The organism is Archangium violaceum, from assembly GCF_016859125.1.
Lineage (GTDB): Bacteria > Myxococcota > Myxococcia > Myxococcales > Myxococcaceae > Archangium > Archangium violaceum_A.
Window position 1 is genome coordinate 1,187,630 of the sequence record NZ_CP069338.1, and the last position, 20,327, is coordinate 1,207,956.

Consider the following 20,327-nt stretch of genomic DNA (forward strand, 5'->3'; position numbering starts at 1 on the left):
CGTGTCGCACTCTCCCCACTCCCCTCTCCATCTCCTCCTGCTTGCTACCCGCTGCCCCGGGGCGGGCTTCCTCTGCCTTGTGCCCGATAACTCAACCCAACGCGCTCGACCTCAGCCTTCATGCATGTCTTGAGCCAGTCGTCGCGAATATGGTGGGGTTACCGCAAGATGACGGGCTGAAGCACCTGCGGGCTCAGACCTTGCCTACCGGAGCGGTGGATGGGGGACCAAGTCGAAGCGGATCCCACACGTACTCCCCGGTCGCGGTGAGGAGCATGTTCGTGAAGCCGTGATGGGCAACGAAGTGGGCGAATCGCGCGGAGACGACCCACAGCCCGTGCAAACCTCGGGGGCGGAAGACGTCTTCGCCCGTCCAAGAGCCTGACTCCAGTGCGAAGCCATGGATCGAATCCACGCCGGAGGCACGGCAGTACGTGCAGATCATGGGATCCGCGCGCCGGAGTCGGCTGCGCGCCTCGTCCACCACTGCGCAGCCATAGGCGGGGATGACGTAGACGTACCCGGGCACGGTGGTGGGTTTGGGCCCCCTCCGTTGCCTGCGTACGCGAACCTCCACGGGATGGAAGCCACCAAGCCCGGTGAGTCCTTCGGCTCTGAATGCATCCGCGAACCGCTCCGAGAGCAGGAAGCTGTTGCCAGGCCCCTCCACGAAGTCACCCAGGTTCTGGCCGAACAGATCCAGCTTTCCACGGTAGGGCGGCAACCAGGTCCGCAAGCCCACTGTGTCGCCGCACTGTGGGCAGCGGGGAGCTGGACCCAGGTTGTCCCCCTCCCTCATGAAAGTGGTGTCGTGGGCTGCTCCCAATGCGTGCTTCGCAACAAAGAAGAAGGGAGAACGAGGGTTTTCAAAAGCCAAGAGGAAGCCTCGCTCACATTTCCGTGCGGTTGTAGCTCGATCGCAAGAACTCCTCCTCCCTCACCGGACGACTGCTGCCGGTCACGCGAACGGGAACGCCGCAGGGAGCCCGTGGGAAGACGACGGCCCGTGGACAAATGCCGCTCGCGCCGCGAGGCGGTGGGACACACGCCCCCACGCCCCATCTGTTCACCCTGGCACAAGAGATTCACTGTAGGTCCACCCGGAGTCTCACCTGGGAGACAGGCTTCCAATTTTCGCTGTTCCGTTGCCCGAGGGGCAGGCAGAGTAGCGGCCCCTGTTTCACGCTAGGCCCCTGCCCGCGACCCCCGTTTCCAGCGAAGATGCAGCGCGCGTGATCGACACCGGTACACTCGTCCTCGATGGCCGTTTCCGCGTCCTCCAACTCCTCGGTTCTGGAGGCATGGGTGAGGTGTACCTGGGCGAGCAGGTGTCGTTGGGGCGTAGGGTGGCCATCAAGGTCCTGCACCAGGATCTGATGGTGCACCCGAGCATGATCGAGCGCTTCAAGCGCGAGGCTCGCCTGCTGTCCGCGGTGGAGCACCCGGCGGTGGTGCGCGTCATCGACTACGGCGAGACGAACGTTGGCGCCTGTCTGGTCATGGAGTACGTGGAGGGAGAGAACCTCTATGACGTGCTCCAGCAGGGGGCCATGGCCCCGACGCGCGCGCTGCCCCTGCTGTACCAGCTCGCCGAGGGCCTGGCGGCCATCCATGACAAGGGCATCATCCACCGGGACCTGAAGCCGGAGAACGTGCTCCTCACCCGGGGGCTGCGCGGCGAGCAGGCACGGCTGCTGGACTTCGGCATCGCCCGGCTGGTGGAGCCGGACGCGACCGCCAGCAACCTCAGTCAGGTGGGGCTGGTGGTGGGCACGCCGGAGTACCTCTCGCCGGAGCAGGCGGTGGGGGCACCGGTGGATCCGCGCAGCGACCTGTACTCCTTTGGAGTGCTCGCCTACCGCGTGCTCTCGGGTCAGCTGCCCTTCCCCGGGCCGGGTCCCACCCAGTACGTCGCCCAGCATGCCGCCTCGGCGCCCCAGCCCCTCATCGAGGCCGCGCCCACGCTCGTCGGCCATCCCACGCTCGTCGCGCTGGTGATGCAGCTGATGCAGAAGGATCCCACCCACCGGCTGCAAGATGCGAATGCCCTGGTGGATGCGCTCGGCGCGGTGGCGGCGGGAACGCTCGGCGCGGCGAGCACGCCCCTGGCCATGGCCTCGGGTGCGCCCTCCACCCTCCCGAGCATCTCCACCTTCATCGTCCCCGACGAGTCCGCCCCGCCCGGAAGCGGAACGGTTGCCTTCGCCGCGCCCGTCGCCGCGCCGGCTCCGGCCGAGTCTCCCGCCTCGGGCACGGTCGTCTCCGGTCCTCCCGTCCCGGGCACGCCCGACATCCCGGGGCCCTCGCACTCGCGCGCGCCCACCCGCCCCGCCACGGACATGGTGGTGCCCGAACAGGCCGCCTCGCACTCGCGCGCGCCCACCCGCCCCGCCACGCCGCTCGCCGTGCAGTCGGTGCGCGGCAACACGGACACGGTCCTGGCCAGGCCCGCGAGCACGAAGGGACTGACGGGCAGCGGGACGCTGTCGGGAGGCAAGCCGCAGAACCTCACGGTGATGCTCACCGACCTGCAGGGCTACACCGAGCGCACCTCGCGGCAGACGCACGAGCAGAACGCGCGGATGCTGGAGACGCACGACGGGATGCTGCTGCCGCTGGTGCGCGACTACGGCGGCCGGCTGGTGCAGAAGCGCGGGGACTCCCTGCTCGCCGTCTTCCCCGCCCCCACCCACGCGGTGCTGTGCGGCATGGCCATGCAGGACAAGCTGTGGCGGCACAACCAGCGGTGTGGCCCGGACGAGCAGCTGCCCGTGCGCATCTGCCTCCACACCGGCGAGGTGCTCGTCACCCGTGACGCGGTGCTCGGCGAGCCGGTGGAGGTGGTGAAGGCGGTGGAAGCGGTGGCCGAGGCCGGCGAGGTCGTCTTCACCGAGTCGGTGAACCTCGTGCGCAGCCGGGTGGAGGGAGACGCCGATCCCTGCGGCAGCGTGCCGATGCCCGGCAGCGGAGAGCCGCTCCGCCTCTATCGCTGCCGCCGGGCCCTGGACGGTCTGCCCTTCGGAGGCCAGGACGAGGTGTCCATGCGCGCTCCGCTCCAGAAGCAGCTCGGCCCGGTGCGAGCGGTCTGGGACGAGGTGGCACGGGCGGGGCGGAATCTGGGCGAGCGGGCGCTGGAGCTCGTGCGCGCGAGCCCGGGCCGGACGGCGGGCGTGAGCCTGGGGCTGGTGGCGATGGTGGGGCTGACCTCGTACGAGACGGCGCACCGGAACGATCCCGTGTACCAGGCGCGCGAGCTGCTGGAGACGGGCAAGCCGGCGGACGCACTCGAGCGCCTGTCGGAGGTGCCGGCGGAGGCGAAGAAGGACGCGCCGGTGCGGCAGGTGCGCGCGCGGGCGCTGCACGGGCTCGACCGGCACTCGGAGGAGTACGCGGCGCTTGCGGGAATCGACGCGGAGGCGCGCGAGTCCATCGAGGAGCCGGTGCTGGACGGGCTCGCCGAGGACTTCGGCGAGGACGAGGCGAACAAGGCCCTGCGCAAGTTGCTCTCCGGACTCCCGAAGGAACGGGTGAAGGAGCACTTCGAGGAGCTCGCGGAGGAGGAGCCCTCGTCCAGGCAGTGGGGCGCGCTGCGCTACCTGGAGGCGGTGCAGTCCACCGACGGGCTCGACCTGGTGAAGCTGTACATGCGGTCGCTCGAGTCGAAGAACTGTGGCATCCGGGCGCGTTCGGCGCGGCGGCTCGCGGGGTTGGGAGACCCCCGGGCGGTCCCCGCGCTGGAGCAGCTCATCAAGCAGCCGCGGGAGAAGACGCTGAAGAACTGCGGCCAGGACGAGGCGAAGGACGCCCTGGAGACGCTGACGAAGAAGTGAGCGTCCCCGCCGCCCGGGTGCCTACAAGGTTCCGGGCGAGGCGAAGCCCGCGAAGAGCTCCCCGGACAGCCAGTCGCGCTGACCTCGGGACGCCGCCCGCAGGAAGTCGTTGAGCACGGCGCCGTCCTGGCCGGCGCGGTGCGTGCGCGGGAAGCGCAGATTCATGCGCGAGCGGGCGATGCCCTTGCTGCCCCGGTGGATGAAGGTGACGGTGCCATCCAGCCCGACGCTCTCGACGACGCCGATGTGGGTCATCCCATCGTTGCGCAGGCCATCGCGGTTGCGGTCGTACGTCTCGCGGAAGAAGACGAGATCTCCGGGCCGGGGGCGGCGGTTGTGGAAGGCGCCGCGGGAACGCGCGCGGCGGTAGATGGCGGAGACGGCGTTCTCGCCCGCGAGGAAGCCATGGTTGACCAGGTCGATGCCCGCCTCAAGATAGGCGACCCGCACGAGGCCGGAGCAGTCGTCCGGGACACCGCGCTCCACGCGGCCCAGGTGCCTCACCCCCACGAGCCGCACCGCGCGCTCGACGATGAGGGACGCGATGCGCGAGGGCGAGCCCGTGAACCCCGGGAGCGAGGCCCGAAGGCTGGTGGCCCCGGACACGAGTCGCGCGGTCTCCACGGTAACGCGCAGGGCCATGGCCACGCTCTCCTGGGAGGCGTCCCCCCGCTCCACCTCGGCCACCCGAGGCGTCTCTGCCTCTGGCGAGGAGAGCGGCCCCCCCGTTGCCGGACGGAGCGCGGGCGCGGTGCCGGCACAGGCGACGAGGAGACACACCGGAGCGAGGAGCAGGCAGCGCATGCGACGACATTATCCACACCCGCCACGGCCTGCACCCTCCACGACCAGGCGGGCGCGGGCCCCACTGCCCGGCCGTCAGGCGGACGGGACCTTCGAGGGCAGCCAGAAGGTGAAGGCACTCCCCTTCCCCACCTGACTCTCCACCGAGAGGTCGCCTCCGGACTCCCGGAGGATGGTGCGCACCACGGGCAGCCCCAGGCCGGTGCCGCGCCCCGGCGGCTTGGTGGTGAACCACGGCTCGAAGATGGTGGAGAGCTTGTCCTCGGGGATGCCCACCCCGGTGTCCTCCACGCTGCAGCAGACGACGCCCTTCTGCCTGTCCTCGAAGAGGCGCACCCGGACCTCCGTGGGCCTGTCATGCACCGGCTCCACCGCGTCGGCGGCGTTGCCCACCAGGTTGAGCAGCACCTGCTCCACCCGAGTCCGGCTCACCTCCACCCAGAGGGGGGAGTCGGGCATCGAGGACGACACCTTCACGTGCTTGATGATGCCCGCGGTGCGCAGCATGGCCAGCGAGCCCGACACCAGCTCGCGCAAATCCACCCGCTCCACGGTGGTGCGCCCGGGCCGGCCCAGGTCCATCAAATGCCGGCCATGCGTGGCCACGTGCTCGCACGCCCACCCCAGCTCCTCGAGCTCCTCCGGGTCTGGCGGAACACCGCGCCGGGCGCAATCGGTGAAGTAGGTCCTCAAACTGTTGAGCACGGCGGAGATGTTGCGCAGCTCGTGCCCCACACCGGCCGCCAACGTGCCCAGCGTCGCCAGCCGCTCCACCTGCAGCAGCTGCCCGCGCGTCCGCCCCAGCTCCGCCTCCAGCATCTCGTTGTAGCGAATGCGCTCGGTGACATCCAACGCGATACCGATGACGCCCGTGAGCCTGCCGGCCTCGTCGAACACGGACGTGTAGCGCGTCTCGTAATGGATGCCGGAGAACTCGACGGTGCTGGTGAAGGACTCCCCCTTCAGCGCCCGCCGCGCGTTCTCGAGGATGGCCGGACTCTCCGCGAAGATCTCGAAGATGGAGTACCCCACCACCTGCCCCGGCCTGAGACCCAACTGGGACAGCGCTCCCCCATCCGAGAAGGTGAAGATGCCCGAGGAATCCAACGCCCAGATGTTCATCTGCGCGCCTCGCACCGCCGTGCGCAGCCGCATCTCACTGACGGCCAGGGCCTCCCGCATGGCCTCCCGCTCGGCCACCTGCGCGGACAACAGGCGGTTGGCCGCCTCACCCGCGATGATCGCCACCTGGATCTGCTCCTGCGCCTCGCGCCGCGCGGTGATGTCCACGAGGATGCCGAGCACGCCCAGGACATTCCCCTGCGCGTCCCTCAAGGGCACCTTGCTCGTCTGGGACCAGCGCTGCTCGCCATCCTTCCCCCGGATGGGCTCCTCGCACTCGGCGAAGGGAATTCCCGACTCCAACACATCCAGATCACACGCCCGGTAGAAGTCGGAGTCCTCCTTGCGCCAGGGCATCTCGTAGTCGGTGAGACCCACCACCGCGTCAGGGTGCGTCAGGCCGGCGATCCTCGCGAACGCGGCGTTGCACCCGAGGAAGCGCAGATCCTTGCCCTTCCAGAAGATGGGGTACGGCAGCGCGTCCAGGACGAGTCTGAGCAACTCCGCCTCCCGCCGCACCGCCGCCTGCACGACCTCGGGCCCCTGCCCTGGCATGACTCCTCCTCCCCGTCCAGCCTGGAGCAGGGTCCTCTTGAATAATGACCTGTTGGATGACGCCAGGAAAGTGCGTCCCAGGATGTTCGCCGCCGGACGGCGGGGCGCGCATCGGCCAAACCCCGGGGACGAGCACTTCACTCCGAGAGGTTATATCTCCACCGTGAATCCCCTCTTCCTCGGTCTGCTCGCGAGCGCGCTCGGTGGAGCCACGGGCGTCTGGCTCACCCGGCGGAGGCGGAGTGGACGGGACGGTTCCGCGCTCCTGCGCGCCGAAGTAGGTGCCGCGCTCGCCCGTCCAGGACCCCTGCACGACATGCTGCAACCGTGCGCGGAGGCGATGGTGCGCCACCTCGGAGGAGCCTTCGCGCGCATCTGGGTGCTGGCTCCGGATGAACAGGTGCTGGAGCTGCGAGCGAGCGCCGGGCGCTACACCCACCTGGATGGCGAGCACGCCCGGATTGCCGTGGGTCAGCTGAAGATTGGCCAGATCGCCCGGAGCGGCATGCCGCTCCTCATCAACGACGTGCCGAACGACCCGAGGGTGCGGCGGGAGTGGGCGCGGCACGAGGGCCTGGTGGCCTTCGCCGGCTATCCGCTCCTGGCCGAGGGCCGGGTGGTGGGGGTGATGGCGATGTTCGCTCGCGGGAGGCTGGAGGACGATGTCCTGGAGGCAATGGCCTCGGTGGCGGACGCGATGGCCCAGGGGATCGCGCGCCAGTACGCCGAGGAGCGGCTGCGGCGGAGCGAGGAGCTCTTCCGGTTGTTGCTCGACTCCACCGGAGAGGCCATCTACGGCATGGACCTGAAGGGGCGGTGCACCTTCGCCAACCGCACCTGTGTGCGGCTGCTGGGCTACCCGGATGCCTCGGCGCTCATCGGGCGCCGCATGCACGAGCTCATGCACCACAGCCACGAGGACGGAACGCCCTACCCGCGAAAGGAGTGCCCCATCTACGAGGCCACCGCGAAGGAGGGCATCCACCTGGACGACGAGTGGCTGTGGCGCGCGGACGGCAGGGGTTTCCCGGCGGAGATCTGGTCCTACCCCCTCTGGCGCGAGGGCGAGCGGCTGGGAGCGGTGGTCACCTTCGTGGACATCTCCGAGCGCCGCGCGGCCGAGGCGGAGCGGGCGCGGCTGCTACACGAGACCCAGGAGGCGGTGCGAGCCCGGGACGACTTCCTGGCCATCGCCTCGCACGAGCTGCGCACGCCCCTCACGCCCCTGCGGCTGGGATTGCAGAGCGCCCAGCGGATGCTCCAGGACGGACAGCCGCCCCCCGTCGGGGAGCTGCGGTCCCGGTTGGCGGTGACCAACCGGCAGGTGGTGCGCCTCACCCGGCTGGTGGAGAGCATGTTGGACCTGTCCCGGTTGACGCGAGGCACGCTGCAGCTGGAGACCGCCCCGTGCGACCTGGCGGAGCTGGTGAACGACGTGCTGGAACGCTCGCGCGAGGTGCTCGCGCAGGCGGAGTGCTCGCTCGATGCCCAGGTGGAGGGACCCCTCCCGGTGCTCGGAGATCGCCTGCGGCTGGAGCAGGTGCTGGAGAACCTGCTGTCCAACGCGATGAAGTACGGGGCATGCAGCCCGGTGCACATCCACTGCCGGGCCGAACAGGGCCGCGCACTGCTGAGCGTGGAGGACGAGGGCATCGGCATCTCGCCGGAAGACCAGCAGCGCATCTTCGGGCGCTTCGAGCGCGCCGCCTCCGTCCGGCACTATGGCGGCTTCGGGCTCGGGCTCTACATCCTGAGGGAGATCGTCGAAGCGCACGGCGGGAACGTGTCGGTGGAGAGCCAGCCCGGACAGGGAGCCCGCTTCACGGTGACGCTCCCCCTGCTGGAAACGCCCGCGTGAGGCTCAGGGCGCTTCCTGGGGCCGCACCCCATTGGCGCGCAGCACACGCACCACCTCGTCCGCCATGACGCGGTGGCCGGCGGCGCTCGGATGGATGCCATCCACATCCAGGCCGTCGATGAAGAGGTGCACGTTGTCCATCGCGTGTGTCACCGCCTCGAAGTCGATGACGTCGGGCTGCCGGTGGGTCCGTATCCAGGCGTTCATCGCCAGCCGGCTCGACTTCACCTCCTCGTAGCGACCGTTGCTCGCATGCTCCTTGGGCAGCAGGGTGCCCACCCACGTGCGACAGAAGGGCTTCAGCCGCTCCGTCAGCAGGAACATGTCCGCCTGGAGTTTGTCGTCCGGGGAGCCACTCAGGTCATTGGTGCCCAGCAGGACGATGCAGTCGGTGATGCCCGACAGGACGAGCGCCTCTCCATCCAGCAGCCGCAGCGCGTCATAGAAGCCCTGGCCGGAGACGCCGGCGTTGACGATGGGCACTCCGAGTTGCGCGCTGGCCAGGAAGGACCAGGTGTCGCGGATGTCGTCGTGGCCGTTGATGTAGCCCTCGGTGATGCTGTCGCCCAGGGCGACGAAGGCGCGCGAGGGAGGACCCTCGACATCCACGGTGGCCAGGCCCACGGGGATGGCCCAGGGCACGCCCCCGAGCGGCCCCGGCGTGGTGGCCCAGGCGCCCGAGCGCACGTAGCTACCGGGAAGCAATTCGATGGCGCTCGCCGCCAGTTGGCCCTCCGCCTCGAAGGACACCGCCAGCTCCTCACCGAAGTGAAGAGGGAAGAACACGGGATCGGACACCACGCGCGTCCTCGTATCCAGGGAAGTGCCGGGCGCGCCGGAGAACGTCACCGGCACCGGCTCGGAGGCCAGTGAGCCCTCGGGCCCGGCCCGCGCGACGGTGACCCGCCGCAGCACCAGGGAGCCATCTCCCGAGCGGAAGGCGAGCCGCAACCGTTGCCCCGCCCGATTCACCGGCACGCGCAGGCGGAACGTGGTGGTACTGCCCACGCCCTGCGACCAGCGCAAGGCCAGGTGGAAGCCCGGCTGGAACAGGGGCGGCTGCGGCCGGGGGCCCTCCGGCGTGTCTCCCGGCCGCACGGGAGCCACCTCCAGCCCATCGGAGGGCAGTGTCTCCACACAGGCATCCAGGTCGGGGGCTGTCGGTGGGAAGACGGTTTCCCTCTCGTCCACGGCGGGTCCGCACCGGGTCACGAGAAGTGCCCCCAGACACACCACCAACGCCGTGACTCGCCTCGTCCGCATCCGCACCTCCTCCTTTCGGGAGGAGGCATTGCACCTTCCGGACCAACGGCTCCCCCTCCCGAGGGGGGAGGGAGCATCGCGCACATCCCTGATGAGGCCTCAGGGAACGATGAGCCGGATGGCGTGGTTGTACGAGTCGCTCACGTAGAACCACCCGTTGGCGTCGGTGGCGAGCCCCGTGGGCGCGACGATGTCCGCCACGTCCCCGGAGCCGAGGCGCGTGCCGAGCTGTCCCGAGCCGGCGATGGTGATGACCCGGGCGGGAGCGCTGTCCGTGGCGGGCTCCACCTTGCGGATGCGGAAGTTGCCCGTGTCGGCGAGGACCACCCGTCCATCCGCGGACAACGACATGCCCAGCTGCGCGCGGAACCGCGCCACGTCACCCGTGCCATCCGCGAAGCCAAACACATACCCCTCCCGCCGGCCGGCGACGGCCTCGACCGCGTGGGGCGCGGAGAGGGAGACGCGGCGCACGAGCTGGTTGCCCGCCTCGAACACATACAGGAAGCCGTCCTTGCCGAGCGCGAGCGCGGTGGGATTGTTGAGGGTGGCCTTCGTGCCGATGGCCGCGTCCTGCCTGCCCCCGGCGCCCGTGCCGGCGATCGTCACGACCTCCTGCGTGTCGGCGCGGAGCATGCGGATGCGATTGCCCACCTGGTCGGCGATATAGAGGTTGCCGGCGGCGTCGACGGCGAGCGCCATGGGCCGGTTGAAGCGCGCCCTGGCGGCCGGCCCATCGGCGAAGCCCGACCGGGAGGGCTGCCCCGCGAGCGTGCTCACCGTCCAGCCGGACTCTTCACGCTTCAACAGGCGGATGACGTGGTTCTCGGAATCCGCCACGTAGATTTCACCGGCCGGGCCCACCGCCACCGCCGTGGGATAGCGGAACATCGCCTGAGCGCCAGGGCCATTGGCGTGCCCGAGCTTCCCGTTCCCCGCGAGTGTGACGACGGTGCGCGCGGCATCCGTCTGGATGAGCCGGATGCTGTTGTTGCCGGTATCGGCGACCACCACCTCGCCACTCGGGGTGACGGCCAGTCCGGTGGGGGCCTGGAAACGGGCCTCCGCCGCGGGACCATCACTGAAACCCGCCACGCCGGCCTGCCCGGCGAAGGCCTCCACGCGCCGGGCCCACTGAGCATCCGGCGGAGACACCACCGGCCCCGCGCTCTTCACGGGCGCCAGCGTCCGCGCCGGCCGACGGTGCGTCAGCGCGCGCTCGAGCACGTTGAGCGTCATGCGCTCCACGCGGGGATCCCTCAGCTCCGGGTCCGTCCCCAGACCGAGCCCCCAGCAGATGGAGCCCGCCGAGAACACCAGCCGCCCCTGTGGCGTGGTGTAGTCCACCGCGGTGCTGTAGGACGGCACGCCCTCACCGCTGACCACGGGGCTCGACATGCTGATGCGGACACCCGAGGGAGCGCCGGGCAGCGAGGGGAAAGCCTTGTCATACTCGTAGCCCAGGAGCCCCTGCAGCAACGTGCCCTGGGTGAGCCCCGTGCCCTCGAAGAGCCAGTGCGAGGCATCGGCCACCACCATCGGGAACATGACGAGCTGCCAGCCCTCGTACATGGCCCCGAAGAGGTTGCTCTCGGGGCGATTCGAGGGCGCGTCCCGGAAGCGCACCGTCGAGCCCGGCTGGGGATCCAGATCCGACTCGTTCTTGTAACAGACCTGCGTCCGGAGCGGATTGCCCTTCGTGTCCGAGCGGAACCGGACGCGCCAGTAGCCGCCATTTCCACCGAAGTAGACGAGGCTCGTCTTCCCGCCCGCCAGCGCGGCCTCGACCTGATCCCGCTCCTCCACCGGCCAATACTCGTCCTGGGCCGCGATGACGAAGGCCCCGATGCCCTCGAGGAGGTTGGAGAAGCGCATGAAGTCCAGCTGCGTCCCATAGGTGACGTCATAGCCCTCGCGCTCCATCAACTGGATGAAGTTGATGTCGAGGTAGAACGTCTTCCCGGCCCCGTTGGAATCCTTGTAGGGACGATTGAAGGACACCTCGCGCGCACGGCCGAACGGCGTCGCCATGGCGGCGTCGAAGTAGAGGCTCGTGCCCCCCCAGGTGTTGTACGCCTGATAGGTGGTGAAGTTCGGCGTATAGAGGATGTCCGCCGCGCGCTGATCCCTGACGACGAAGGGTGTGAATCGCATGCCGCCATCGGGCAGGCTGAGCTTCACGACGTAGAGCCCGGAGACCCACGAGGGGTCGATGGGAATGGAGAACGTGTCGTTCCAGTCGCACTCGATGCGTGCCGTCGGCACATCACGCTCGCACGGCGCCTGCGCCCCCGTCCGGAAGGGCCCCCCACTCCACACCTTGCGGGCCCCCGCTCCACCGTAATAGCCGATACGGAACAGCTCGGCGGTGACGGCTGTCTCCGTGTCGGTGGAAACCTTTACCCCGACGACCTCGCCCGCCGCGGCGGACTCCGTGGAGGTATAGAACTCGAGCGCCCCCTCAGGTGCCGCCGAGCCACCCCGCCACCGGCGATCGCCCGGGAGCTTGTTCTCCTCGGGAATGGGATTGGGCTGGGATTGACGCGGAAGCGGCTGGGGCTCACCGCCGCCACCACCACCATTCTCCGGAGGGTCCTGTTGCGATCGCAGGGTGGTGTCATGACATCCACCCCACAGCAATCCAGACAACAACAAGACACCCGCCAGAACCCCAGCCCCACGTCCTGCTCTCATGCCCGCCCCCGACGACCCCTCGGGATTTCCACCCTGAATCCGGCCCGGATCCACCCGCAGAGTAAGAACGTTCGCAGGAAAGACCAGTGCCGTGCCAGGGAATGAGAGACGTTGCTCGAGAACGGGCGCCCGCCACCCCTCGATGGGCAGCGGGCGCCTCACCGCGGGAAGACTAGCAGCCGGATTCCACGGCCCCGATGTCCGGAGCGGCCCCGCAGAACGAGAGGCCCAGCTTCTCACCGCGATCCACGGCGGCCGGCGCGGGCGCCAGGGTTTCCGCGCTGTTGAGCAGGGTGCTGGACTCGAGCGAGTTGGCGTCCTGACCCTTCGCCTTCCACTGGGACAGGGTCCACGACGAGCTCCCCCTGAAGGACGCACCGGGCCGGTAGAGGTTGCTGTTCATCTTCAACCCCGGCGCCTGGGTGCCCAGCCTCAGGACGTAGGCGGCGTCGATGATGTTGTTCTTCACCACCAGGTTCTCGGTCGGCCCACCGTCACCGGTGCCCACGGTGAGCGCCGGACCCTGCAGCCGGGTGAAGGTGTTGTTGTACACCTGCGTCCCCGTCGAGACCGCCAGCTGCAGGCCGCCGCCCGTCATCCCGCCGTCGGTGATCATGTCCCGGATGCGGTTGCGGCGGATGACGATACCCGAGGGATACGCGCCGTAGCGGTTGCCCCCCACGCCGATGGCCAGACCCGCGTCGTAGAAGTCGTTGTCCTCGATGAGGATGTTCTTGGCCGACATGTGCACCACCATCGCGCCATTGCCTCCCAGGGTCGGGTGGCGCCGGGCGAGGTGCATCTTGTTGCGGCGGACGGTGACGTTGTAGCAGGTCTTGATGTCCAACGACTGCTCGATGTTGCCGTACAGGTCGTTGCCCTCGATGAGGATGCCATCGGCCGGGGCACCGGGCACGGAACCATCCTCGCTGTAGCACTGGATGGCGTCACCCGAGTTGTCGTGGATGACGTTGTTACGCACGGTGATGTTGCGCGCCGTGGGCTGGATGAGCACGCCGTGCGCGTCATCCCCGCTGATGAAGATGTGGTGGATGTGATTGTTCTCGAGGGTGGCCCCATTGGCGCTGTAGTGGAAGCTCACACCGGCACCGTAGTTGCCGTGGTGGATCTCCGAATCGGAGAGCTTCGTCCCCTGGAGGTTGCTGGTGAAGGCCACCCCGAAGGCCTTGCGGTTCTGGAGGTCGATGTTGAAGCCGCTGATGAGCCAGTACGGCTTCTCCACCACCATCAACGCCCCGTTCACCGAGCCCAGGATGATGCGCGGCTTGCCCTCGCCCTTGAGGGTGATGGGAGCGGTCGCCGTGCCACTGCGAACGGAACCGGAGATGAGCACGCGCTCGGTGTAGGTGCCGGAGAGCACCCGGATGAGGTCGCCCGGACCGGCGAGGGTGATGGCACGGGAGATCGTCTTCAGGGGCGCCGTCGCCGACCCGGAGGCCGCGTCATTGCCCGTGGTGCTCACCACCCACACCTTGTTGTAGGTCGGCGTGGTGACAGGCGAGCCCACGGTCGATGGGCTGTCGGGTGGCGAAGCGGGTGCTGGAGATCCCGCGGTGCCCTCGGGCTCGGTGGGAGAGCCCGGCGCCTGGGTGTCCGGCTGCTCGGAGGGCGTCTCGGAGGGCGTCTGAGGTACCTCCTCGGAATCAGGAGCTCCGACGGAGGGTGCCTGCGTCTCGGGCTTGTGGATCGCGTTCCCCTCACAGGCGGAGACCACACAAGCCAGCAGCAGGGATGAAACGAATGGGGGCCACTTGTTGAATTGCTTCACGATGAACACCCTCCTGTGTTTGGGGTGTTCTCGACAGTGATTGGTACTCCTCTATTCCTGTCGAAACGCCAGCCTGCCCCTCGAGCAGGCGAATGCGAAGGTTCCCGTCCTGCCCTCACACCGAGGGGACGGGAGCCTGAACCCTCGTCTGCTCTACAGGCTTCGAGGCCCGGCCTGATACGAGGCGCGCGGCTCGAGCGCCTCCTGTACCGGTAGCTCTGGCGCGGACGTGAAGCGCGACATGGGCTTGGACACCAACCCGACGGCCTCCTCACACCAGTCCACATGGCGTCGCACGGTCTGGGAGAGATCGAAGCGCTCACATGCGCGCTGCCGTGAGGCCATCCCGAATTGATGCCGCAACGCCGGGTCGTCCACCAGGCGCTCGAGCGCGGCGGCGAGTCCCGCCTCGTCTCCGGGTTCCACCAGCAGACCGTTCCTGCCGTGCTCGATGAGCTCGGGGATGCCGCCGACGCGGGAGGCCACCACGGCACACCCACAGGCCATGGCTTCCGCGATGGTCAGGCCGAACGCCTCCGCCAGGGCGGGCTGGATGCAGATGTCCGACGTGCTCAGCAGCTCATGCACATCATTGCGCAGCCCCAGGAACTCCGTCTGGTGCTGGATACCGAGCTCCACCGCGAGCGCACGCAGCGACGGCTGCGCCGGACCGTCCCCGACGACACGCAGGCGCACCATCGGGGAGCGCAGGCGCCCGAGCGCACGCAGCAGGTGGTGGACGCCCTTGTTCTCCACCAGGTTGGCGACGGTGATGAGCTCCACCAGTCCGCCCTGCGGCCGGGTGCGAGGATGGAAGCGCCGGGTATCCACCCCATTGAAGATGGTACGGGAGCGGTGGGGGTAGAGCCCGAAGCGCCGGCCCTCCTTGATGCGGACGTGCTCGGAGACGCCCGCCAGGCTGTGCACGCGGAACATCGTGGCGTGATTCACCGCCCACCGCAGGCTCCGCCGGACCACATGCTCGTTCACCTCGACGTGATCCGAGTGTGCGGTATACAGCACCTGTGCCGGCCACGCGGCGTAGGCCGCCGCCGCCAGCGTGCCCCTGGGAGAGATGAAGTTGAGGTGGATGACGTCATACGAGCCCAGACGCCGGGTCATCGGCATCAGTCCGGACGCCTCGAACTCCACCAGCTTCTCCAGGCGCGCGCCGCTCGCCTTCAGCTCCGACACGAAGGACGGAAGCATGGGCTCGCGCAACCAGGCATCCACCTGGTGATCGCGCCGCGCGGCCTCCCGACAGAAGGCGAGGATCCAGTCCTCCAGCGAACCCTGCTTTCGCGGAGCCAGATTCATCAGCAGTGCGATGCGAAGCCCCTTCATCCGCCCCCCCTGCATCGAAAGCAGTCTCCTGCTCCTTCACCGGCAGCGCGCAACCCACTCCCCATTGCGTTGTGATGAGGTCAGGACCGGCTCTTCGCAAGGCCAATGTCTTCCGCGGTCCGCTGAAGTCGTCTTTCGAGGCAGGAAGACGTGCACTAGCAACCAGACTCCACCGCGCCGATGTCCGGTCCCGCACCACAGGTTCCATCCAGGTCCAGACGCTCACCGCGGTCGATGGCGGCCGGTCCCGGCGCCAGCGTCTCCGGGTCGAGCAGGGCATCCGACTCGGAGGAAGTCGCATCCTGTCCCTGGGCCTGCCACTGGGACAGGTTCAGGGTCGCGCCCTCCTTCAAGATGGTGGTCCCGGGTGGGTAGAGGTTGCTGCCCATCGTCAGCCCCGGCGCCTGCGCCCCCACCTCCAGGGACCGCGCCGCGTCGATGATGTTGTTCTTCACCACCAGATCCTGCGTCGGACCGCCATCACCCCGCCCCACGACGAACGCCGGCCCCTGCAGCCGGGTGAAGGTGTTGTTCAACACCTGCGTCCCCGTCGAGTTCGCCAGAATCACGCCCCCGCCCGTCATGCCCCCCTCCGTGAGCATGTCCCGGATGCGGTTGCGGCGGATGACGATGCCCGAGGGCATGGAGCCATAACGGTTTCCCCCTACGCCGATGGCCGCGCCCGCGTCATAGAACTCGTTCTCCTCGATGAGGATGTTCTTGGCCGACATGTGCACCACCATGGCGCCGTTGCCTCCCAACGTCGGGTGGCGGCGGGCGTGGTGCATCTTGTTGCGGCGGACGACCACGTTGTAGCAGGTCTTGATGTCCAGCGACTGCTCGATGTTGTTGTAGAGATCGTTGCCCTCGATGACCAACCCATCGGCCGGAGCGGCGGGCACCGAACCATCCGGGCTGTAGCACTGGATGGCGTCGCCCGAGTTGTCATGAATGACACTGTCGCGCACGGTGACGTTGCGCACCGTCGGCTGAATGAGCACCCCATGCGCATCCTTGTTCTTGATGCTGATGTGGTGGATGTGATTGTTCTCGAGGGTCGCCCCGTGAGCTCCATTGTGGAAACTGACACCGGCGCCGTAATTGGCGTGGTGGATTTCCGAGTCCGCGAGGAGCGTGCCCTCGTTGTCTCCAGTGAAGGCCACGCCGAAGGCCGCGCGGTTCTGCACGTCGATGTCGAAGCCGCGGATGACCCAGTTCGGCCGCTCGACGACGACGAGAGCGCCCGGCTCGGAGCCGGGGATGATGCGCGCCTTGCCCTCGCCCTGGAGGGTGATGGGCGCGTCCGGAGTGCCCGCGCGGACGGAGCCGGAGATGAGGATGCGCTCGGCATAGGTGCCGGCACGCACCCGGATGATGTCGCCGGGGCCGGCCAGGGAGAGCGCCTTGGAGATGCTGCGCACGGGAGCCGACGCCGTGCCGTCCGCCGCGTCATTGCCCGTGGGACTCACCACCCACTCGTGCGCGAACGAGGACGGCGCCTCTGGCGCCCGGGGCGTTCCCTCCTGGGAGGACGAGGGAAGGCCCGGCTGCCCGCTCGCCGGCTGCCCGCTCGTCGGGGTGAAACCCGGAGCGTTCTGGGAGTCGAACGCGCTATCAGATCGCACCCCACCTCCGCACGCGGAGGCCAGCAGCGCAGTGGAGAGCAGAGAAAGCGTGGTCAGACGGAGACGCATGAGAACCCACCCTGTTGGGAAGCGGAAATCGAGTGATTAGGGACAGCAGGGCCGCGCGGATGATTCCGCCGCGGGGGTGCTCAGGAATGTGGGAAGGGGCCGTCAGCCAGCACGCTCGGTCGTGATTGGGAATGAACGGAGCCTTGAGAGGAATCGCCTTTTGGACGAGTGACTCCGACGGCGGTGGTACTTGCTGGGGCGAGTGCGCAACGTGGGCTTGCCGCGCGAGCGAGTCGGCTCCATCAGGGGGAAGGGTCCGGGGGAATGGGAATGGGAAGCAAGGCGGTGCAGAGCCAGGATCGCTGGGCCTTCGGCTTCCTGCTCGCGTTCCTGGCCGCCATCTACGTCAGCCCGGGCGAGTGGATCCCCGGCCTCGAGCGGTGGCGTCCGGCCCTGTTGACGTCGGCGGCGGCCACCGGATTGATGCTCCTTGGACGGATGGGGCGCCGGGAGCCGCTGTGGGTGGACGGACAGCGCGGGGTGTTGCTCATCACCTTCTGTGGGCTCGTCTTCGCGTCCCTGGGTTGGTCGCTGTACCCGGACGCCACGCGCTTCGCGGCGGTGGAGCTCCTCAAGTGGGTGCTCGTCTACCTGACACTGGTGAACCTGGTGACGAGCGAGCGGCGCCTGCATCTGGTGTGTCTGGCGCTCGTGATGGGCTCCCTCGTCACCTCGCACGGCGTCATCGCCTGGCACAACGCCGGAGTGGACATGGTGGAGGGCTACCGCGCGCGGTGGATAGGCGTGTACGCGGACCCCAACCGCATGGCGATGAGCGTGGGCATCATCGTACCGCTGGCGGTGGCCTTCTTCGTGCGCAAGCAGAGTCCGTGGCTGCTGCGTCTGGCCTGTGGCGTGGCCGCGGCCATGGCCATCACCGCCATGGTGTTCAGCTACTCGCGAGGCGGCTTCCTCGGACTGGTGACGGCCGCCGCGACGTGGGTGCTGTTGGAGCGCCGCCTGGCTCGCACCCTCGTCGTCGTGGCCGTGGCCGGGGCCATGCTGGTGCTCTCGCCGGAGAGCTTCTGGACGCGCACCCGCTCGGTGTCCAGCTATGAGGAGGATGCCTCGGCGATGAGCCGCGTCCAGGCGTGGACGGTGGCCTCCCGGGTGAGCCTGGAGCACCCGCTGTTGGGAGTGGGCGCGGGCACCTTCCCCTACGCGTGGCGACTCTACGGGCCGCAGGAGTCGCGGGCGTATGCCGCGCACAACATCTTCCTGCAGGTCATCTCGGACCTGGGCTTCCTGGGGCTGGGGCTCTTCCTGGCCTTCATCGGCTCGGCGCTCGGGCCGCTGTGGACGCTCGCGCGGGACAGGGAGCGGGGCTGGCTGGCACGGGCCATCGCCGCGGCGGTGGTGGGGCACCTGGTGTCCTGCCTCTTCGCGGGCTTCCTGGTGGCCGTGCACTTCTACGTGCTGTTCGGCCTGGCGGCATGCGCGGAGCGGTTGGCCCGCGCGAAACAACCCGCGCCCGCGGAGGGCTCGTCCGGCCTGTCCCCGGTGATGCCATCCTCTCGGGAGAACCCCTCCGCCTGGGAAGCCGCGAACACGGCGTCCGGACACATCTCCGGCCAGCAGCGGTGAACGACGGCACTCTCGGGACCGAGCCTGTCCCGCGCCGATGATTTGACGGGCGCACCCGCACTTCCGCCGGCTCCCGGTGCGGGGCCGAGAACATTGCGGTGCCATTATTGGCGGATTGCCAATAATATGGCCCCATGGGTCATCCGGTGCGCGCCGCGGTGCTGCAGGTGGTGAATGGTCCCTTCGCCATCGACGAGGTCGAGCTCGAGTCGCCGCGGACGGGCGAGCTGCGGGTGCGGGTGACGGCGAGCGGCATCTGTCACACCGACCTCACCTTCCGGGCGGGCGCGGGCCGCTTCCCCTTCCCCGCCGTGCTCGGCCACGAAGGCGCGGGCGTGGTGGAGGCCGTGGGCGACGGCGTGACGGACTTCGTGCCCGGCGACGCGGTGGTGCTCAGCTACTTCTCGTGCCGCGCGTGTGGCACGTGCGCACGCCGCCATCACGCGTATTGCGAGCACGGGTACGCGGGGAACTTCTCCGGTGCCAGGCCTGATGGCTCCTTCCCCATGCGGTGGCACGGTGAGCCGATTCGCTCCAGCTTCTTCCACCAGTCCTCGTTCGCCACGCACGTGCTGGCGCACCAGCACAACGCGGTGAAGGTCGACGCGTCCGCGCCGCTCGAGCTGCTCGCGCCGCTGGGCTGCGGGTTCCAGACCGGCGCGGGCGCGGTGCTCGAGGCGTTCCGGCTCGAAGCCGGGCAGCAGCTCGCGGTGTACGGAGCGGGCGCCGTTGGCCTCGCGGCCATCATGGCGGCGCGAGTCGCCGGCGCGGCGCGCATCATCGCCGTGGACCTCAGCGCGGAGCGGCTCGAGCTGGCGCGCGAGTTGGGCGCCACCGACACCTTCCTGGCGCACGAGCCCGAGCTCACGAAGACGATTCTGAAGCGAACCCGGGGCGGCGTGGACCTCGCCCTGGAGTGCGTGGGCTCACCCCAGGTGCTGCGTCAGGCGTTCGACGTGACGCGGCCCCTGGGCACCTGCGCGTTGCTCGGCCTGCCCGGTCGCGGCGCGGAGGTCTCGCTCCCGATGAGCGCGCTCCTCTCCGGGAAGAAGCTGGTGGGCATCCTGGAGGGGAATGCCGACCCGAAGACCTTCATTCCGCGCCTGGTCTCCCTGCACGCGGAAGGACGGTTTCCCATCGAGAAGCTGAGCCGCCCCTATGCCTTCGAGGCCATCAACGACGCGGTTCACGACATGGAGACGCGCACGGCAATCAAGCCGGTGCTGCACATGCACGGAGGAAGGACACCATGACCTTCGACGAAGCAGTGAAAGCAGGGAACATCAACACCCAAGCGGCGCTCGCGTTGTTCGACAGCCTGCCCACGGTGGAGCTCGCCTTCATGCACGGCAGGTGGAAGGGCAGCGAGCTCCAGACGGGGCACCCGATCGACGGAATGCTCAGCGCGACCGGCTGGTACGGCAAGCAGTTCATCGACGCCGAGAGCGTGCACCCGCTGCTGTTCTTCACGGAGGACCGCGCGTCGGTGTTCCCGGTGGACCCACGCAAGTGGCCGTCGCCGGGGATTCGAGGCTTCGTGGGCTCGCACCGGGCCGAGGTGGAGACCGGGCAGTTCAAGGCGCGGCTGCGCATGACGGAGTACCGCGGGAAGCTCAGCGCGACGATGATCTACGATGACCGGCCCACCCTCGACGTATTCCGGAAGGTCGACGCGGACACGGTGCTTGGCGCGATGGACGCGCGAGGAATGGCGGCGCCGTACTTCTTCGTCCTGCGCCGCGATTCCGGCGTCCCTCCCCTTTCGGTGAGGGACGGCGCATAGGACTGTC

The 20,327-nt window shown here is 68.8% G+C and carries 13 protein-coding genes; 5 read left to right on the forward strand and 8 right to left on the reverse strand.

The window, feature by feature from the left end; genetic code table 11:
* Positions 1 to 193 precede the first annotated feature (193 nt).
* Positions 194 to 736, reverse strand: coding sequence for a hypothetical protein (locus JQX13_RS53695; RefSeq protein ID WP_239014547.1), 543 nt, complete (start codon positions 734 to 736; stop codon positions 194 to 196).
* Positions 737 to 1,232: 496 nt separating this feature from the next.
* On the opposite strand from JQX13_RS53695, the gene JQX13_RS05110 reads away from it, so the two are divergent.
* Positions 1,233 to 3,830: a protein kinase domain-containing protein gene (locus JQX13_RS05110; RefSeq protein ID WP_203407947.1), complete on the forward strand. Its 2,598-nt coding sequence runs from the start codon at positions 1,233 to 1,235 to the stop codon at positions 3,828 to 3,830.
* Between the two features lie 21 nt (positions 3,831 to 3,851).
* Here JQX13_RS05110 and JQX13_RS05115 read toward each other — a convergent pair whose 3' ends face one another.
* Together JQX13_RS05115 and JQX13_RS05120 are read right to left on the reverse strand one after the other, a co-directional pair.
* Complete coding sequence (locus tag JQX13_RS05115) at positions 3,852 to 4,634, reverse strand: NlpC/P60 family protein (RefSeq protein ID WP_203407948.1); 783 nt, start codon at positions 4,632 to 4,634, stop codon at positions 3,852 to 3,854.
* Between the two features lie 75 nt (positions 4,635 to 4,709).
* A complete protein-coding gene (locus JQX13_RS05120) occupies positions 4,710 to 6,311 on the reverse strand; it encodes a PAS domain-containing sensor histidine kinase (RefSeq protein ID WP_203407949.1) in 1,602 nt (533 codons plus the stop codon).
* Positions 6,312 to 6,474: 163 nt separating this feature from the next.
* On the opposite strand from JQX13_RS05120, the gene JQX13_RS05125 reads away from it, so the two are divergent.
* Complete coding sequence (locus tag JQX13_RS05125; protein ID WP_203407950.1) at positions 6,475 to 8,169, forward strand: sensor histidine kinase; 1,695 nt, start codon at positions 6,475 to 6,477, stop codon at positions 8,167 to 8,169.
* A gap of 3 nt (positions 8,170 to 8,172) precedes the next feature.
* On the opposite strand, the gene JQX13_RS05130 is transcribed toward JQX13_RS05125, so the two are convergent.
* The 5 genes from JQX13_RS05130 to JQX13_RS05150 form a co-directional block, all read right to left on the reverse strand.
* The gene (locus JQX13_RS05130; protein ID WP_203407951.1) at positions 8,173 to 9,432 is read right to left on the reverse strand and encodes an SGNH/GDSL hydrolase family protein; all 1,260 of its coding nucleotides are present in this window, start codon (positions 9,430 to 9,432) and stop codon (positions 8,173 to 8,175) included.
* 99 nt (positions 9,433 to 9,531) lie between these two features.
* Positions 9,532 to 12,126 carry a N,N-dimethylformamidase beta subunit family domain-containing protein gene (locus tag JQX13_RS05135; protein ID WP_203407952.1) on the reverse strand — a complete coding sequence of 865 codons (2,595 nt, stop codon included), beginning with the start codon at positions 12,124 to 12,126 and terminating at the stop codon, positions 9,532 to 9,534.
* 172 nt (positions 12,127 to 12,298) lie between these two features.
* The gene (locus JQX13_RS05140; protein WP_203407953.1) at positions 12,299 to 13,915 is read right to left on the reverse strand and encodes a right-handed parallel beta-helix repeat-containing protein; all 1,617 of its coding nucleotides are present in this window, start codon (positions 13,913 to 13,915) and stop codon (positions 12,299 to 12,301) included.
* A 153-nt stretch (positions 13,916 to 14,068) separates the two neighbouring features.
* A complete protein-coding gene (locus JQX13_RS05145; protein WP_203407954.1) occupies positions 14,069 to 15,259 on the reverse strand; it encodes a glycosyltransferase family 4 protein in 1,191 nt (396 codons plus the stop codon).
* Positions 15,260 to 15,414: 155 nt separating this feature from the next.
* Positions 15,415 to 16,884: a right-handed parallel beta-helix repeat-containing protein gene (locus JQX13_RS05150; protein ID WP_203407955.1), complete on the reverse strand. Its 1,470-nt coding sequence runs from the start codon at positions 16,882 to 16,884 to the stop codon at positions 15,415 to 15,417.
* Positions 16,885 to 17,217: 333 nt separating this feature from the next.
* Here JQX13_RS05150 and JQX13_RS05155 point away from each other — a divergent pair, with 333 nt between their 5' ends.
* From JQX13_RS05155 to JQX13_RS05165, 3 genes are all read left to right on the forward strand, one after another.
* On the forward strand, positions 17,218 to 18,537 hold the full coding sequence (locus JQX13_RS05155; protein WP_203407956.1) for an O-antigen ligase family protein: 1,320 nt from the start codon (positions 17,218 to 17,220) through the stop codon (positions 18,535 to 18,537).
* 134 nt (positions 18,538 to 18,671) lie between these two features.
* Positions 18,672 to 19,790, forward strand: a complete 1,119-nt coding sequence (locus JQX13_RS05160; protein WP_203407957.1) for an NAD(P)-dependent alcohol dehydrogenase — start codon at positions 18,672 to 18,674, stop codon at positions 19,788 to 19,790.
* On the forward strand, positions 19,787 to 20,320 hold the full coding sequence (locus JQX13_RS05165; protein WP_203407958.1) for a DUF4334 domain-containing protein: 534 nt from the start codon (positions 19,787 to 19,789) through the stop codon (positions 20,318 to 20,320). The genes JQX13_RS05160 and JQX13_RS05165 overlap by 4 nt, the downstream gene beginning before the upstream one ends.
* Positions 20,321 to 20,327: the final 7 nt, after the last annotated feature.

Excerpts from the sequence above, each read along its gene's own strand:
- JQX13_RS05115 (WP_203407948.1), bottom strand. The coding sequence starts at position 4,634 with ATGCGCTGCCTGCTCCTCGCTCCGGTGTGTCTCCTCGTCGCCTGTGCC.
- JQX13_RS05120 (WP_203407949.1), bottom strand. The coding sequence starts at position 6,311 with ATGCCAGGGCAGGGGCCCGAGGTCGTGCAGGCGGCGGTGCGGCGGGAG.
- JQX13_RS05130 (WP_203407951.1), bottom strand. The coding sequence starts at position 9,432 with ATGCGGACGAGGCGAGTCACGGCGTTGGTGGTGTGTCTGGGGGCACTT.
- JQX13_RS05135 (WP_203407952.1), bottom strand. The coding sequence starts at position 12,126 with ATGAGAGCAGGACGTGGGGCTGGGGTTCTGGCGGGTGTCTTGTTGTTG.
- JQX13_RS05145 (WP_203407954.1), bottom strand. The coding sequence starts at position 15,259 with ATGAAGGGGCTTCGCATCGCACTGCTGATGAATCTGGCTCCGCGAAAG.
- JQX13_RS05155 (WP_203407956.1), top strand. The coding sequence starts at position 17,218 with ATGGGAATGGGAAGCAAGGCGGTGCAGAGCCAGGATCGCTGGGCCTTC.
- JQX13_RS05160 (WP_203407957.1), top strand. The coding sequence starts at position 18,672 with ATGGGTCATCCGGTGCGCGCCGCGGTGCTGCAGGTGGTGAATGGTCCC.
- JQX13_RS05165 (WP_203407958.1), top strand. The coding sequence starts at position 19,787 with ATGACCTTCGACGAAGCAGTGAAAGCAGGGAACATCAACACCCAAGCG.